This window comes from Synechococcus sp. CS-1329, from assembly GCF_025128055.1.
GTDB lineage: Bacteria > Cyanobacteriota > Cyanobacteriia > PCC-6307 > Cyanobiaceae > Regnicoccus_A.
Map to the genome: position 1 here is coordinate 78,962 of NZ_JAHLYS010000012.1, position 13,005 is coordinate 91,966.

17 protein-coding genes are annotated in these 13,005 nt (G+C 66.9%); 3 read left to right on the plus strand and 14 right to left on the minus strand.

Annotation, left to right across the window (positions count from 1 at the left end; all coding sequences use genetic code 11):
• Positions 1–29 precede the first annotated feature (29 nt).
• The 3 genes from KQ304_RS01905 to KQ304_RS01915 form a co-directional block, all read right to left on the minus strand.
• A complete protein-coding gene (locus tag KQ304_RS01905) occupies positions 30–359 on the minus strand; it encodes a hypothetical protein (protein ID WP_259735424.1) in 330 nt (109 codons plus the stop codon).
• 68 nt (positions 360–427) lie between these two features.
• Positions 428–1,168: a fatty acid desaturase gene (locus KQ304_RS01910; protein ID WP_259735425.1), complete on the minus strand. Its 741-nt coding sequence runs from the start codon at positions 1,166–1,168 to the stop codon at positions 428–430.
• Positions 1,165–2,118: an orange carotenoid-binding protein gene (locus tag KQ304_RS01915; RefSeq protein ID WP_259735426.1), complete on the minus strand. Its 954-nt coding sequence runs from the start codon at positions 2,116–2,118 to the stop codon at positions 1,165–1,167. Before KQ304_RS01915 ends, KQ304_RS01910 begins: the two co-directional genes overlap by 4 nt.
• Before the next feature lie 153 nt (positions 2,119–2,271).
• Here KQ304_RS01915 and KQ304_RS01920 point away from each other — a divergent pair, with 153 nt between their 5' ends.
• Entirely contained in the window at positions 2,272–2,694 is a 423-nt protein-coding gene (locus KQ304_RS01920; protein ID WP_259735427.1) for a YccF domain-containing protein, read from the plus strand.
• Here the strand turns inward: KQ304_RS01920 and KQ304_RS01925 are convergent.
• Genes KQ304_RS01925 through KQ304_RS01935 form a run of 3 tightly spaced genes read right to left on the minus strand, consistent with a single transcriptional unit; the run spans position 2,615 to position 4,808 of the window.
• Positions 2,615–3,238, minus strand: coding sequence for a hypothetical protein (locus KQ304_RS01925; protein ID WP_259735428.1), 624 nt, complete (start codon positions 3,236–3,238; stop codon positions 2,615–2,617). The genes KQ304_RS01920 and KQ304_RS01925 overlap by 80 nt on opposite strands.
• Complete coding sequence (locus KQ304_RS01930) at positions 3,235–3,873, minus strand: PCC domain-containing protein (RefSeq protein WP_259735429.1); 639 nt, start codon at positions 3,871–3,873, stop codon at positions 3,235–3,237. The genes KQ304_RS01925 and KQ304_RS01930 overlap by 4 nt, the downstream gene beginning before the upstream one ends.
• Before the next feature lie 29 nt (positions 3,874–3,902).
• The gene (locus KQ304_RS01935) at positions 3,903–4,808 is read right to left on the minus strand and encodes an NAD-dependent epimerase/dehydratase family protein (RefSeq protein ID WP_259735430.1); all 906 of its coding nucleotides are present in this window, start codon (positions 4,806–4,808) and stop codon (positions 3,903–3,905) included.
• A 76-nt stretch (positions 4,809–4,884) separates the two neighbouring features.
• Between KQ304_RS01935 and KQ304_RS01940 the strand changes: the two genes are divergently transcribed.
• Positions 4,885–5,583 (plus strand): hypothetical protein, encoded by a 699-nt coding sequence (locus KQ304_RS01940; RefSeq protein ID WP_259735431.1) that lies wholly within the window; start codon positions 4,885–4,887, stop codon positions 5,581–5,583.
• Between the two features lie 167 nt (positions 5,584–5,750).
• Here KQ304_RS01940 and KQ304_RS01945 read toward each other — a convergent pair whose 3' ends face one another.
• The 3 genes from KQ304_RS01945 to KQ304_RS01955 are packed head-to-tail and all read right to left on the minus strand — an operon-like array spanning position 5,751 to position 8,690.
• The gene (locus KQ304_RS01945) at positions 5,751–6,830 is read right to left on the minus strand and encodes a type III polyketide synthase (RefSeq protein ID WP_259735432.1); all 1,080 of its coding nucleotides are present in this window, start codon (positions 6,828–6,830) and stop codon (positions 5,751–5,753) included.
• Positions 6,821–7,957, minus strand: coding sequence for an NAD(P)/FAD-dependent oxidoreductase (locus KQ304_RS01950; protein WP_259735433.1), 1,137 nt, complete (start codon positions 7,955–7,957; stop codon positions 6,821–6,823). The genes KQ304_RS01945 and KQ304_RS01950 overlap by 10 nt, the downstream gene beginning before the upstream one ends.
• Positions 7,950–8,690, minus strand: coding sequence for a methyltransferase domain-containing protein (locus KQ304_RS01955; protein ID WP_259735434.1), 741 nt, complete (start codon positions 8,688–8,690; stop codon positions 7,950–7,952). Before KQ304_RS01955 ends, KQ304_RS01950 begins: the two co-directional genes overlap by 8 nt.
• 60 nt (positions 8,691–8,750) lie before the next feature.
• On the opposite strand from KQ304_RS01955, the gene KQ304_RS01960 reads away from it, so the two are divergent.
• Complete coding sequence (locus KQ304_RS01960) at positions 8,751–9,230, plus strand: TerB family tellurite resistance protein (RefSeq protein WP_259735435.1); 480 nt, start codon at positions 8,751–8,753, stop codon at positions 9,228–9,230.
• Here the strand turns inward: KQ304_RS01960 and KQ304_RS01965 are convergent.
• The 5 genes from KQ304_RS01965 to KQ304_RS01985 all read right to left on the minus strand — a co-directional run bounded on the left by KQ304_RS01965 (position 9,186) and on the right by KQ304_RS01985 (position 12,907).
• A complete protein-coding gene (locus KQ304_RS01965; protein WP_259735446.1) occupies positions 9,186–10,805 on the minus strand; it encodes a B12-binding domain-containing radical SAM protein in 1,620 nt (539 codons plus the stop codon). The two genes, KQ304_RS01960 and KQ304_RS01965, sit on opposite strands and share 45 nt — an antisense overlap.
• A 536-nt stretch (positions 10,806–11,341) precedes the next feature.
• Positions 11,342–11,554: a type II toxin-antitoxin system HicA family toxin gene (locus tag KQ304_RS01970; protein ID WP_259735436.1), complete on the minus strand. Its 213-nt coding sequence runs from the start codon at positions 11,552–11,554 to the stop codon at positions 11,342–11,344.
• Positions 11,555–11,752, minus strand: a complete 198-nt coding sequence (locus KQ304_RS01975; RefSeq protein WP_259735437.1) for a type II toxin-antitoxin system HicB family antitoxin — start codon at positions 11,750–11,752, stop codon at positions 11,555–11,557.
• 75 nt (positions 11,753–11,827) lie between these two features.
• Positions 11,828–12,199 carry a DUF3427 domain-containing protein gene (locus KQ304_RS01980; protein WP_259735438.1) on the minus strand — a complete coding sequence of 124 codons (372 nt, stop codon included), beginning with the start codon at positions 12,197–12,199 and terminating at the stop codon, positions 11,828–11,830.
• Between the two features lie 294 nt (positions 12,200–12,493).
• Complete coding sequence (locus tag KQ304_RS01985; RefSeq protein WP_259735447.1) at positions 12,494–12,907, minus strand: type II toxin-antitoxin system death-on-curing family toxin; 414 nt, start codon at positions 12,905–12,907, stop codon at positions 12,494–12,496.
• Positions 12,908–13,005 lie beyond the last annotated feature (98 nt).

The window sequence follows — 13,005 nt, forward strand, 5'->3', positions numbered from 1 at the left end:
GTCAGTTTGGCCGATGGGCCGCCTGGGCCTTAGAAGCGCGACATCGCCTTGATCTTGGCGAGCTTGTCGGCATCGAGGCCATCGAGTTCCTGCAGTTCCAGCAGGTTCTCCTTCACCAGGCTGGCAAACACAAACAAGATGCCTTCCAGGCGGAAATCGAAGCGCCCTTCCATGACATGACGCTGGGTGCTGAGATAATCGTGCAGACGCCAGAGAGCCTCAGCTGTGCTGAGGGAACCGGCCTCATGACGCACGGTGCTGATCACCGACTCGACGGCTCGACCGTAAGCGCAACTGAAGGCTTCTTCTGCGATGGCCTGTTCGCTGTCGCTCCAGGTGATCAGTGCCGACTCAACCATGGTGTCTTCCTTGATACAGGACTTTATCGCGGCAGGCTCAGCGGCGCGAGCCGCTGTGTTGATGCGGGTCAGGACGGGCGAAAGCGGCGCATCTCCGGCAACTGGAACCAGGCTTTGCCGGGGAACTCGTGATGTTCCCAGTGATAGCCGAAGTGGAAACAGGCCAGCAGGGAGAGCCATACCGGCAACTCCAGGCTGCGGGCCAGATGGCGAGGGCCCTCGGCTTCGGCCTGGCGGTGGGGCAGGTAGGTCCCGAAGACGAACAACTGCAGGGAACTGATCAGCAGCGGCAGGGTGCAGACCAGCAGCACCGACACCGGCGCCATGGCTCCTGAGGGGGCGGCCAGCAGGGCCAGCAGGGTCCAGCCCCCCAGCAGGCGCAGCATCTGGCCGGTGGAGAGGTAACTGGCCATGAAGTGGATGTACCAGCGCAGCGCACCACTGCCCGCAAGGGGCTGGTGGTCGGGATCGCTGACGCTGCCCGGAGCCTGGTGGTGGCGCAGGTGGTTGATGCGGCAGGCGCCGTAGGGAAGGCCGGCATAGAGCCAGAGGGCCCACTGCCCCAGCTGGTGGTTGAGCCGGGGGCGGCCGGGCAGCAGCAGACCGTGCATGGCGTCGTGGCCGACGATGAACAGCCCGGTGTGCAGCACCGAGCGGATCACCACGGCCAGCAGCAGAAGCGGCAGGGGCAGATGGGCCGGATCAGCCGGCAGCAGGAGCACCAGGCTGAGGATCCAGGCCAGCAGGAGGCCACCGGCCAGCAGCAGGCCCTTGCCGGTGGCAGGGGCCGGGGCTGTGGCGAGGCTCAACGGGCGAACTTGAGCAGTTCGGCGGGCGATGCCAGCAGATCGATGGCCACGAAGTAGATCTTGCCGTCGGGATTGAGCAGGAAGCGCCAGGCCACATTCATGCCCACGCCGGCACCGAACCAGGGGGTCTGCACCTTGCCGGTTACCTTGATCTGGGTGAATTCGCCGTCGGCGGGTTCAGCAATACCCGATTCAGGCAGAAGCTTCAGATTCTGGCAATCTTCGCGGAAGAAACGCAGGATGGCGTCCTTGCCCACGATCGGCTTCTGGAAGGGAGGCTGCAGTGCCCCATCCGGCAGGAACAGTTCAATCAGGTTGTCGAAATCGTTGGCGTTGAGCTGATCCATGTAGGCGCTCACCGTGGTGCTGTCGATACCGGCGATCGTCACCTTCTGGCGCTGGGCTTCAGGGGTGGGAGCCACCACGGGCTCACTGACGCGCTGGGTGATGCCCTTGGAGGGGTCATAGCCCATGTCGACGACAAAGTTGCGCAGCAGGGTGATCTGCTGGCCCTGCTCAACGGTCTTGAGGGAGCTGAGCACGGAGGCGGCGTTGGCGGAGAGCTGGTAGCCCTTGGGAATGGGAGCCACGAGGCCGGCGGCCATCCATTCGCCCAGCTGATACCAGAAGCCCAGCTTGATGTTCACCGACCAGCCGGAGTAGGTGCGGCAGATGGGGGTGTCGGCGCTGTTGGCCAGGTCGCACATGGCCTGGCTCTGCTGGGCAAAGCTCATCTCCTTCATTTCCCTGAGCACGCCCTCGGCGAACTGCATGCGAGCGGCGCCCGGGGCGGCGATGGTGATGCTCTTGCCCATTTCGAGGTAGGCGTACCAGATCAGGGCCAGCTGGTCTTCGGCGCTGAGCAGCTTGTAGCGGGCCGTGATCGCGGGAACCACATCCGCCGAGAGCGTGTCGGGAAAGATCTGGGTGGCCTTCTCGAGCGTGAACATCGCGATTGTTCCCTTTTGTTAAGGACGTTTACAGACCGTGGCTGTGAGGCTGTGGAACTGTTACTGGATTTTAGCCCGTTGTGGGCTCTTCTGGTCGGCCCCGAGGCTTGACGTGTTGCGGCGGTGGCCCCCGTTCTGAGCCAATCTGGAGGGATGCTTCGCTTCCTTCTCAATCTCCTCTGGTTCGTGCTCGGCGGCTTCGTGATGGGCCTGGGCTGGTGGCTGGCCGGCCTGGTGGCGGCCCTCACGATTGTGGGCCTGCCCTGGGCGCGGGCCTGCTTTGTGATCGGTAACTTCTCCTTCTGGCCGTTCGGGCAGGAGGCCATCAGCCGCCGCGAGCTCACGGGCCGCAACGATTTCGGCACCGGTCCCCTGGGGCTGGTGGGCAACGTGATCTGGTTCCTGCTGGCCGGCTGGTGGCTGGCCATCGGCCACATCAGCTCGGCGCTGGCCTGCTTCGTGACGATCATCGGCATCCCCTTCGGGATCCAGCACGTCAAGTTGGCGCTGATTGCCCTGGCGCCGATCGGTCTGAAGGTGGTTCCCACGGGACGCCTGCCCCGCTCTCTGAGCTGAAGCAACAGCGCAGCTGCGCCAGGGCCTCATCGGGCAACCCCAGGAAGCGGTCGAGCCAGGCCTCACCGCAGGGCTCGATCGTGGCCACCCCCACCAGCAGGGCCGTGCCATCGGCGCCCAGGGGCTGGCCGCAGCACCGCTGCCGCCGGCTGCGCACTTCGCCTGTCACCAGCTCGGTGGACACCAGCAGCGGTGGTGCCCGGTAGAGCGAACCCACGGCAAAGACAAAGCGCGCCTGGAAGCTCAGGGCCAGGCTGCCGCTGGCGGGATCGACAACGCCCTCCAGCCGCTGGGGCTCGATGCTGATGCTCAGTCCCGGTGGCAGGGGCACCCCCAGCAGGCGAGTGCTGCGCCAGTTCAACGGCGGGATCCGCAGCTCCTGCGCTGGAAACTGCAGCGACCGGGTGCCATCGCTGCAGGTTGGCCCCAGCCGGGCGCTGCCGCCGCCGCCGCGGGCGTCGTAGCGGAAGCGGGGGTAGCCGGCGATGGTCAGGCCGCAGCCCGCCAGGGTGCTCAGCTGCAGTGCGGCCGCCGGAGCGCTCATCCCTGGCGCAGGGCTTCCAGTTCGCCGCGACCGTGGCACTGGGCCAGTTCGTCGTAGCCGCCGATCAACTCCCCATCGACGAACACCTGGGGCACGGGCCCCTCGGCGGCGGGCTCGATCAGCCGGTGGGGAATGCCCAGGGTGCGCAGCATGCGCAGGGCGCGCCTGGAGAAGGGGCAACCGGAGCGCACGGCGATCGTGACCCGGGGCTCACTGGGTTCAGCAGATGCACTGGGTTCAGCAGATTCACTGAGCTCAGCGGGTTCACGGAGATCACTGGCGCTGGGCTGGGCCGGTGCCGATGGCGGCGTGTCGATCAGGCCCAGCAGCAGATCGGCGCCCTTGAGCACCCGTGAGCCCGGCTCGAGGTGGCCGCCCCAGACGCGGCAGTCTCCATCGGAGAGGCTGAGGTGCAGGTGGACGCCGTCGGGGGAGACGGTGCCCTGCAGGGTGATGATCTCGAGCTCACCGCGCAGCACGGTGGGGCCGATCTTGCCGGGGCACTGGAAGGCCGCCTGGGCCAGGTTGCCCACCACACCGAGCACGAAACCTGAGGCGTTCTGCTCCTGCGCCAGCTGCTCCAGCGACCGGCGCAGGTCGCTGCCGGGCTCGAGGTGGAGCGGCAGGGAACGCATGGCAGCTGGAACCGAGGGGCGCGGCAAGGTTAGGCGGGTGGCAGCGGCCCGGTTTCTGGGCTGAGCGGGGCCGAGAGGATCGGCAGCCGCGGATGCTGCAGCTGGAGCCCCAGCTCCCGCAGACGGCGGTTCGAGAGTCTGCGCGGAGGCGCCGGCTCGGCGGCAGGGCCGGCGTCGCCTTCCCAGATCACCGGCTGGAGGCCGGCGGCCTGGCAGCTGCGGTCGATCAGCTCGCGCACGCTGATCGGTTCGTCGTCCACCAGGTTGATCAGTCCATCGAAGCCCTGCTCCACCGCCCAGGCCAGGGCGGCCACCACGTCGTCGCGGTGGATCCAGCTGATCAGCGACGCTCCGATCCCCGCCCGGCGGCTGCCCGCCAGGGAGCGGAAGCGGGGTTCCAGGTCGCGGCCGGGGCCATAGATCGCCCCCAGCCTCAGGATCGCGACACGGCGTCGGGGGGAGCGGCAGGCCAGCAGCCGTTCTTCGGCCTCCCGCAGGATGCGGGCGTGGGGCTCAAGGGGCTGGGGGGGCGTGGTTTCGTCCACCAGGCCCGTGGCCGCGCCATAGACGGAGCAGCTGCTGGTGTACACGAGCTGCTGGAGCCTGGGCAGCTGCGGCACCACGGCGGCCACGGCCTCCATGCTGCGCAGATAGGTGGCTTCGTAGCCGTCCGCCTCCACCTGACGGCTGCCGCCGGGTGCCAGGCAGAGCACAGCCGCCTCGCTCTGATCCAGGGCCGCCCTGAGCTGATCGGGGTCGGCGGCATCCAGCTGCTGCACCGCATCGGCCAGCGGGGCCAGTTCCGCCAGCCGCTCGCTGCGGGTGGTGGTGACCCGCAGCCAGTGCCGGGCCTGCCCCTCTGGAGGCTGTTGCTGCTGCCAGTGGCTGGCCAGGGCCGAGCCCACATAGCCGCCGCCAACGATCGTGATCCGCATCAGGACTGAGCTGGCAGGCGAAAAGCTAGGGCGCCCTCAGCAGAGTGATGCCATTCCCAGCGCCTCTCCTGTTGCCATGACCGGCCACGATCGCCAGTGGGACCTCAACCGGCTCAACTTCGAGGGCCGCTGGTGTGGCACGAGCCGCTGGTATGAGCGGGCTGGCGACGGGCTGCTCGATCTCAGCAGCCCCGTTGCGGTGATCGAGGACACCTGTTACGCCATCAGCTTTTCCGATCCCGACAGCGGGCTGTGGGACGGCAGCGGTCTGCGCTTCGCGCCGGATGGTCGCCGCCGGCTGCCCCTCTCCCGCGCCAGCTACAACGGCGGCGGTCAGTGCTGGCAGTTCCGCGGCGCCGCCGGCCAGTCGAGCCTGGTGCTGGACAGCCGCCACCCCCGCTTCGGCCATGAAGTGAACCTGTTCCGCGGCCGCTCCCGCTCGATGCTGGTGCTGCTCTACGCCCCGGCGCCGGCGCTTGGCTGGCGGCTGCAGAGCCTGGGGGTGGTGCCCTTCCGCTGCAGTCTGGCGGCCGAGCCGGATCCAGCGCGCCCCGCGGCCAGCGACTGGCGGGCCCTGCTGGCGGAGCAGGAGGGCTGGCCCTGCTGGCGGAGCAGGAGGGCTGGCCTGGTGAGCTGGAGCGCCTGGAGCCCCAGCGCTGGCCTGCCGCTGATCCAGAGCCGCAGCCGTGTGCCCCCTTCCGCAGCAGCCAGTTTGGTGACGGGATCAGCGCCGATCCCGGTGCCTGCATCAGCGCCGGTTTTGCCGATGGCCTGATCTGCTCACTGCCGGAGGTTCTGCCGCAGGGGGCCTTCGCGCTGCAGGTGGGCTGCCGCCTCGATGCCGACCACTTCCAGCAGGTGAGCCTCCACTACGACAGCCGGCAGCGGCTGACGGCCTGGGAGCTGCGGCGCTTCCGCAGGCCCTGAGCCTGGAGCCCCCGTTCAGCCCAGCAGGCTGGCCTCGACGCTGAGGCCGGGCCCGAAGGCCAGGGCCACCCAGGGGCGCGGAGCGGCTGTGCGGCGCAGGCGCTCGAGGATGAACAGGATCGTGGCCGACGACATGTTGCCGAACTGGCGCAGCACGGCCGCCGAGGGCTCCACCTGGCTGGGGTTCAGCTCGGCGGCGGCGGCCACGGCCGTGAGGATGCGCGGCCCGCCGGGGTGCAGGGCCCAGGATCCGATCGAGGCAACGCTCTGGCCACGGGCGCTGAGCCAGCGCTCCAGCCAGGGCCGCAGGTGGGCGGCGATGGTGTCGGGCACCCGGGAGGAGAGGGTCATCTCGAAGCCGTGGTCGGCGATGGTCCACGACATCAGATCGCTGCTGTCGGGGATGAGCGTGGAGCCGGAGCCCAGCACCTGCAGCGGGGAGGCGTCTGCGGCAGCAGCGCCGGCCACCAGGGCGCCGGCGCCGTCGGCGAAGAGGGAGTTGGCCACCACCTTCTCCGGATCCCAGCCGTAGTGCATGTGCAGGCTGCAGAGTTCCACCGAGCAGAGCAGGACACAGGCGCTCGGATCGGCTTCGACGAAGGCCCGCGCCACCCGCAGGCCGTTGAGGCTGCCGTGGCAGCCCATGAAGCCCACATGGGTGCGCTCCACATCGGGGTTGAGGGGCAGCTGGCCCATCAGGGCGAGATCGAAACCCGGCGCCTGGAAGCCCGTGCAGCTCACCGTCACCAGGTGGGTGATCCGCTCCGGGCCCAGGCCCGCGTCGGCCAGGGCGCGGCGGGCCACCTCCAGCGCCAGGGGTGCGGCATGGGTCTCGAAGCGGCGGATGCGCTCGCCCGTGGAGGGGCTGCGGTCGCCATAGAAGGGCAGGCGGCCCTCAATGCCGTCTCCGTGGGCGGCTGATTCCAGCAGCACGCTGTGGCGGACGTTGACGCCGGAGCGCCGCTGGATGCGTGCCAGCAGGGCTCCCCGCTCCGGCGTGGAGGCGGAGATGCGCTGGGCCATGGCCGCCGATTCCGCCTGGCTGATCTGGTGGCGGGGAACCGCGGTGCCGATGCCGAGGATGGTCATGGGCATGGCATCAGGCGCTGCGGCAGGGAGGGGAGGCGCTCTGCGGCCCAGAACAGGCTCCGGGCGCTGGCGGGATGGCGCAGGGCCAGGGCCAGGCTGCGGCAGACCAGCTGACGGCGGCCGATCCGCTGGCGGTGGGTGTGGATCCAGCGGCGTTCCAGTGCCGGCTGCCAGGGGCCGACCCCCTCAAGCGCCAGCGGCGTGACGGCGGCGGCGGCGGCCAGGGCCCAGCCCATGCCTTCCCCCGTGAAGGGCTCCACGTAGCCGGCGGCATCCCCGAGCACCAGGAAGCGATCACCGGCCAGGGGGGTGCTGCGGCGGCTGAGGGCGGCGGTGCTCTGCCAATCGGCGGCGGCCAGCTGGGGCAGGGCGGGGAAGCCGGCCTCCGCCAGCACCTGAGCGGCGGCGGCGGCGGCGCTGCCGGTCTCCTGCAAGAGGGCGCGATCGAAGGCGGCGGCCAGGTTGAGGCTGCCGTCTTCCACCCGCACCAGCCCCACATAGCCCCGGCGGCCCACCGCCATGTGGATGCTGCCCTCCTCCCAGTGCTGAGGCGCGTGCTGGTCGGAGGCGGCCAGCACGCAGCCGGCCCCCAGGCGCGAGCGGGGGTTGATGTGGGTGTGGGCGCCGGGCTCGTGCTCCAGGCAGCGGTGGGCCAGCCCCGCCGCCACCAGCACCACGGCGGCCTGCACCTGCTGCTGCTGCCGCCCCTGCCGCAGGTGGACGCAGCGGGCGTGGCTGCTGGCTGCACCCAGCTGCGCCGTGGTTTCAGGGCGGAACACGGCACCGGCGTCGATGGCGGCCTCCACTAGGGCCTGATCGAAGCGGTGGCGGGAGAGGGCCCAGCCCGGCGGCAGAGCGCAGCTGGCCTGGCGACCGCCGAGGCCCAGGCGCAGCCGCCGCAGGCGCAGCCCGCCGAGGCTCTCGAGCAGATCACCCTGGCCCACGGAGGCCAGGGCCGCCTGGGCCTGGCCGTTGAAACAGGCGCCGCACACCTTCCAGCGCGGGAAGCGGCGCTTCTCCACCAGCAGCACCCGCAGACCGCGGCGGGCCAGATCAAGGCTGGCAAGGGCTCCGGCGGGACCGGCCCCGATCACCACCACGTCAAAGGAGTCTTCGGGGATGGTTTCAGCCACGGCACCAGCTCAACAGGTAACGCTCCGGCCAGCAGCGCTGCAGCCTGGCGCCCTGCAGCCCGGCCCGCTCGGCCATGGCGGCCACCTCAGCGAGCTGGAAGGCCCCCTGCACCGAGAGCGGTCCATCGGTGTGGACCACCCAGGAGCGGCTGAGCAGTCGGGTGCCGGCCCAGGCCAGCCCGTAGCCCAGCGGACTGCGGATCAGGTCGTTCACGAGCACCAGCTGGTGGGCCCGTCTGGCCATCAGAGCCAGCAGCAGCTCGGCGTCGGCGTTGTCGAGGTGATGCAGGAACAGGGAGGTGAGCACCACGTCGTAGCCGTCGGCGGCGGCGCCATCCGGGCCCGGCGGCAGGGGATCAACGAGGGCATCGGCTTTGAAGAAGCGCACATCGGCGCCGCGACGTTCGGCATTGCTGCGGGCGATCGCCACGGCGCTGGAGCTGATGTCGCAGCCCTCAAGGATCAGCGGGACGGCGCTGCGCCGGGCCATCAGGGCCAGATCGATGGCAGTGTCACCGCCGCCGCAGGCCAGATCCAGCACCCGCAGGGGAGTGCCCTGATGGCGTGCCGCCAGCTGGCGGATCGGCGCGAACAGGCCGGCGGAGCAGCGGCTGAGGGCATTGATGCGCCGCAGCCCGGCCAGGGCCAGGGCGTGCTCGCCGGGGTCGAGGCCCGGCTGATCCATCACTTCGTCCACCCGCTCCCGGCGGGTCAGGGACTTCAGGCTTGGCATCGTCCCATCCTCTCTGGCTCTGCCGTCACAATGGCGGCGCCTCTGTCCAGCGGACCCCCCATGGCGCCCAGCACCGAAAACCCGCCTTCCGGCAACCTCGATCTGCTGCGCATCCTCTGCTGCGTGGCCTGGTCGGATGGGGAGTTCTCGGCGGAGGAGCGGCAGCTGCTGGCGCAGCTGGTGGAGCGCTACATCATGGCCGACGGCGGCGTGCCGCTGCCCGCCGAGGCGGCGCAGGTGCTGGCTGAACGCGCCCTGCAGCCTGAGGAACTGGATGCCCTGATCCCCCGGCTCCGCTCCGAGGAAGACCGGCAGCTGGCGCTGAAGCTGGGTTACATGATGGTCCGCGTCGGCCGGCGGCCTGGCGATGAATCGAGCATCAACCCGCTGGAGAAGGCGGCCTACCGGCGCCTGGTGGAGGGCCTGGGGCTGGGTGAGGCCGACATCGCCGAGGCGGAATGGGCCGCCGAGCTGGAGCTCGAGGCCCAGAGCGGACTACAGGGCTTCCTGTCGCGTCACTTCGGCTTTCTGGCCGGCTGAGCTGACCAGCTCTGCGGGTGCGGCTGCGGGCGGCTGCAGCGCCTGACTCTGGCGATAGGCGGCCAGTTGATTCTCGATCTGGAGGCGCACAATCTCCCGGTATTCCATGAAGTGCTCGTTGTGGGCACAGACGGCGAGGTACTGCTCGGCCACCCTGGGGTTGGAGATGAGAATGTCGATCAGGTGATGCCAGAAGGCCCAACGGGTGGAGCGCTTGATTCCCTGGCGCCAGCAGACGATCAACAGTGCTCGAATCACCATTGGATCGGGAAATTTGAAGGCGCTCTTCACTCTGGCGGGGCCGAGCTTGAGGAAGTAGCGGTGCACGCGGTTGAGGTAGTTGTGCGGTTCGTAGAGCTGGCAGAACGATTCCACATACTCCTGGGCGATGTCTTCCACCGGCCGGGTGGGCACGAAGTTCATCAGGGTGGTCTGGTTGATGTTGCCCACCTTGTCGATGAGGCGACCTTCCCGCTCGAGCCTGTGCCAGAGGGCGGTATGGGGCAGGGCCTGAAGCATGGCGAAGGTGGTGGTGGGAATCCCCGCAGCTTCTGAGAATTCAACGATGCGCTGGCCGGCCCCGATCTTCTCGCCATCGAAGCCGATGATGAAGCCGGCGATCACCCTCAGGCCGGAGCGGGTCACCTTGTCGATCGAGTCGAGCAGGGGCGAGCGCATGTTCTGAAACTTCATGGTGGCCGCCAGGCTGTCGGCGTCCGGGGTTTCGATGCCCATGAAGACGGCGGCAAAGTTGCAGGCGAGCATCTGATCGATCAGCTCCTGATCATCGGCGAGATCGAGCGAGGCCTCGGTATCGAAGCGGAAGGGATAGCCATGCTCCCTCTGCCATTGCTCCAGGGCGGTGAGCATCAACTTGACGTTGCGCTTGTTGCCGATGAAGTTGTCATCCACCATGAACACGCCGCCGCGCCAGCCGAGCTTGTAGAGGCTGTTGAGCTCGCCCACCAGTTGATCGGGTGTCTTGGTGCGGGGCTTGCGGCCATAGAGCACGATGATGTCGCAGAATTCGCACTGGAACGGGCAGCCGCGCGAGAACTGCACGCTCATCGAGTCGTAGGCCTTGAGCTCGAGCAGGTCGTAGCGGGGGATGGGTGTGGAGGTCACATCCGGCTTGACACCATCGGAGCTGAAGCGTCCTCCCGTCTCGCCCCTTTCCCAGGCCTCCACGAACATCGGCAGGGTGATTTCCCCTTCATCGAGGATCAGGTAGTCGGCCCCGGCGGCCACGAGTTCCTCGGGGGTGGAGGAGGGATAGGGACCGCCGACGGCCACGGGCTTGCCGTAGTGACGGGCCAGATTGATCTGACGGATGATGTCGTCTTTCTGAACGATCATCGCTGACATGATCACCAGATCAGCCCACTTCCACTCATCTTCGCTGACTGGCCTGATGTTGACATCAGCCAGCTTGAAGGTCCATTCCTGGGGCAGGATGGCGGCCACGGTGATCAAGCCGAGTGGTGGTAGGAGCACCTTTCGGCCCACCAATTCAAGGATCTTTTCGTAGCTCCAGAATGTCTTGGGAAATTCGGGATAAACCAGCAGAACATTCATCAGTTCGTATCCTTTTTCGGTCTTCAGGTGTTGGCCGAGGGTGGCCCCGTAGGGGTATTGTGGCACGGCTGGCTTCAATTCTTTTTTTGCTTAAGCATTGATCGCTCCAGCGTGGGCTCATAGGGAGTGCTTCAGAATGAGGAGTTCAGCCACTGAATCAATCATAAAGCGCTCAATCGCATCACCTTGATACAACCGAATCTCAGCTCTTTCTGCTCGGCGGCAAAGGCTGGATAGGCCGGCCCATTCTGATGGCTGAGCTGGCCGAAACCATTCTGGCTGGTTGATGCCGAAGCTTCCGGTGGATGCGCCCCGGGAGTGGGTCTTGAAGGCGTTTCAACGTCTTGGGTTTGAGTTGGTATGGGAAGGCAATCACATGGCCTGACAAGATCATCGGTTGATCAAGGGGTCTACGCTCCGACTGATCCTGAGGCAGTCAGCAATCAGCAGGGAAGACTTCCTTGCTGTCTACGAGGAAGACTGACAGCCCACCTCACACCGCCACCGCCAGCTCCGGATGTAGCACCCTTGGCGCCTCAGAGAAGCTCCCGGAACTCAGCGGGGGTCAACCCGGCATCACGAGCAATCGCGCCCATGGTGATGGCGTTGATGGGGTCATGTCTTGGGATCACGAGCCGACGCTCGCCATTGCTCAGGATCAGATGACCCGACTCGCGGACAATCCGATACCCGAGCTTGAGAAAAACCCTCACCGCTTCCTTCTGACTGATACCCGACAGTCGCGGCATTTAAAACGCAAGTTCCAGCGTCTCCACGCTGCGCACGCCTCCCTCCTCCGCTTCCACTTCCAGCCAGAGGGCAATCGCTTCGCGGATGTTCGCCAGTGCTTCGTCCCTGTTGGCTCCCTGGGAGTGGCAGCCGGGCAGGTCAAGACAGCTCACCGACCAGCCTTCTTCGGTTTCCAACAGCCGGATGCGGTAGCTCATGCCGAACTGACTCCCTGTTGGCATACAGGCTAAGCGGCATGGGGCTGGCCTCTGTGACGAAGCGCCCCAGCCCCCTCAAACCGCCACCGCCAGCTCCGGGTAGAAGCCCCCCGGAATCGCTCTGTGCAGCCTCCAGCGAATCGCCATCGGCCGTTCCCCTTCGTGGCTCACATACTCGGCAAAACCCAGGCACAGAAACGGCAGCGTCACCTGGCCCCTCTTGTTCTCCTCCCGCACGAACAGCAGCACCCGGCTGCCGCGCTCGGCGTGGTGGATGTAGCGCTGCCCGGTGGCGGAGGCTTCGTGGGTGAGGCTCTGGCTCTCCCAGTGGAACTCCCGCGGGGAGATCGCGTAGTCGTTGTAGCAGGTGGTGGGGGAGAACAGGCGCTCACTCTTCTTCAGGGTGACGAAGAACACGTCGCAGCGGGTGGACTCATGAAAGAACATGCCCTCAGGGCAGGGGAAGGGGGTCTCGTTTTCGCTGCTGATCCAGGCTGTGCAGGATGCAGTGACCTGTTGGTGACAGTGTCAACAGGTTGTCAGCCACAGAGATCTCGGGTTGGAAAGTTGACAGGTCTAGACTTTTTCGTCCAGGCCAAATGTTCTGATTGTGCGCGAGGCGCTGGCGTGTGGCGAGGAGCCGGCTGGCTGAAGATTGGGAAGTCCCAGAGATCTTCCTGATCTCGAGCCCATCCGTGCTGCGATGAATGAGGCAGCTGGAGAGCTGTTTGCTGACTCACCTCATTCCAAGATGTTGGTCTGTTGCCGAACCCAGTCGGTCCATGCCTGGCGCCCAAGCGCTCCGGAGGCCACAGCCAGAACGGTGGCTTCTGCTGCTTCCGTCGAAGCCGTCAGTTGATACCCGTTGAGCATCAGCATGACTTCCATGGCGGCATGGCCGATCCGTTTGTTGCCATCCACAAAGGGATGATTCTTGATCAAAGAAAAGCAAAGTACTGCGGCTTTTTCGATGAGAGTGGGATAGAGATCAGCACCCGAAAATGTCAGGCGGGGCTGGGAGAGTGACCCTTCCAGAAGGCCAAGGTCCCGCAATCCGGGCAAACCACCGGAGGTGACGATCAGACGGCGATGCAGCTCCAGAACCTCGCCGAGGCTTAGGAGTTTGCTGAAAAACCCCGCTTCCTCTGCGAGAATGAGTCAACTGCCCCAGGTTTGATGCGAGGTCAGCAGGAGCGCAGCGGCTCCTTGTTCTCCTACGTCTCGATCGAGGAGCGGATCCCGGCCAGCCATCC

Bases quoted from the DNA above. Each gene is read 5' to 3' on its own strand.
- KQ304_RS01915 (WP_259735426.1), bottom strand. From the start codon at position 2,118: ATGTTCACGCTCGAGAAGGCCACCCAGATCTTTCCCGACACGCTCTCG.
- KQ304_RS01960 (WP_259735435.1), top strand. From the start codon at position 8,751: ATGGCGCCCAGCACCGAAAACCCGCCTTCCGGCAACCTCGATCTGCTG.
- KQ304_RS01940 (WP_259735431.1), top strand. From the start codon at position 4,885: ATGACCGGCCACGATCGCCAGTGGGACCTCAACCGGCTCAACTTCGAG.
- KQ304_RS01980 (WP_259735438.1), bottom strand. From the start codon at position 12,199: ATGTTCTTTCATGAGTCCACCCGCTGCGACGTGTTCTTCGTCACCCTG.
- KQ304_RS01905 (WP_259735424.1), bottom strand. From the start codon at position 359: ATGGTTGAGTCGGCACTGATCACCTGGAGCGACAGCGAACAGGCCATC.
- KQ304_RS01975 (WP_259735437.1), bottom strand. From the start codon at position 11,752: ATGAGCTACCGCATCCGGCTGTTGGAAACCGAAGAAGGCTGGTCGGTG.
- KQ304_RS01945 (WP_259735432.1), bottom strand. From the start codon at position 6,830: ATGCCCATGACCATCCTCGGCATCGGCACCGCGGTTCCCCGCCACCAG.
- KQ304_RS01965 (WP_259735446.1), bottom strand. From the start codon at position 10,805: ATGAATGTTCTGCTGGTTTATCCCGAATTTCCCAAGACATTCTGGAGC.
- KQ304_RS01955 (WP_259735434.1), bottom strand. From the start codon at position 8,690: ATGCCAAGCCTGAAGTCCCTGACCCGCCGGGAGCGGGTGGACGAAGTG.
- KQ304_RS01970 (WP_259735436.1), bottom strand. From the start codon at position 11,554: ATGCCGCGACTGTCGGGTATCAGTCAGAAGGAAGCGGTGAGGGTTTTT.
- KQ304_RS01920 (WP_259735427.1), top strand. From the start codon at position 2,272: ATGCTTCGCTTCCTTCTCAATCTCCTCTGGTTCGTGCTCGGCGGCTTC.
- KQ304_RS01930 (WP_259735429.1), bottom strand. From the start codon at position 3,873: ATGCGTTCCCTGCCGCTCCACCTCGAGCCCGGCAGCGACCTGCGCCGG.
- KQ304_RS01935 (WP_259735430.1), bottom strand. From the start codon at position 4,808: ATGCGGATCACGATCGTTGGCGGCGGCTATGTGGGCTCGGCCCTGGCC.
- KQ304_RS01925 (WP_259735428.1), bottom strand. From the start codon at position 3,238: ATGAGCGCTCCGGCGGCCGCACTGCAGCTGAGCACCCTGGCGGGCTGC.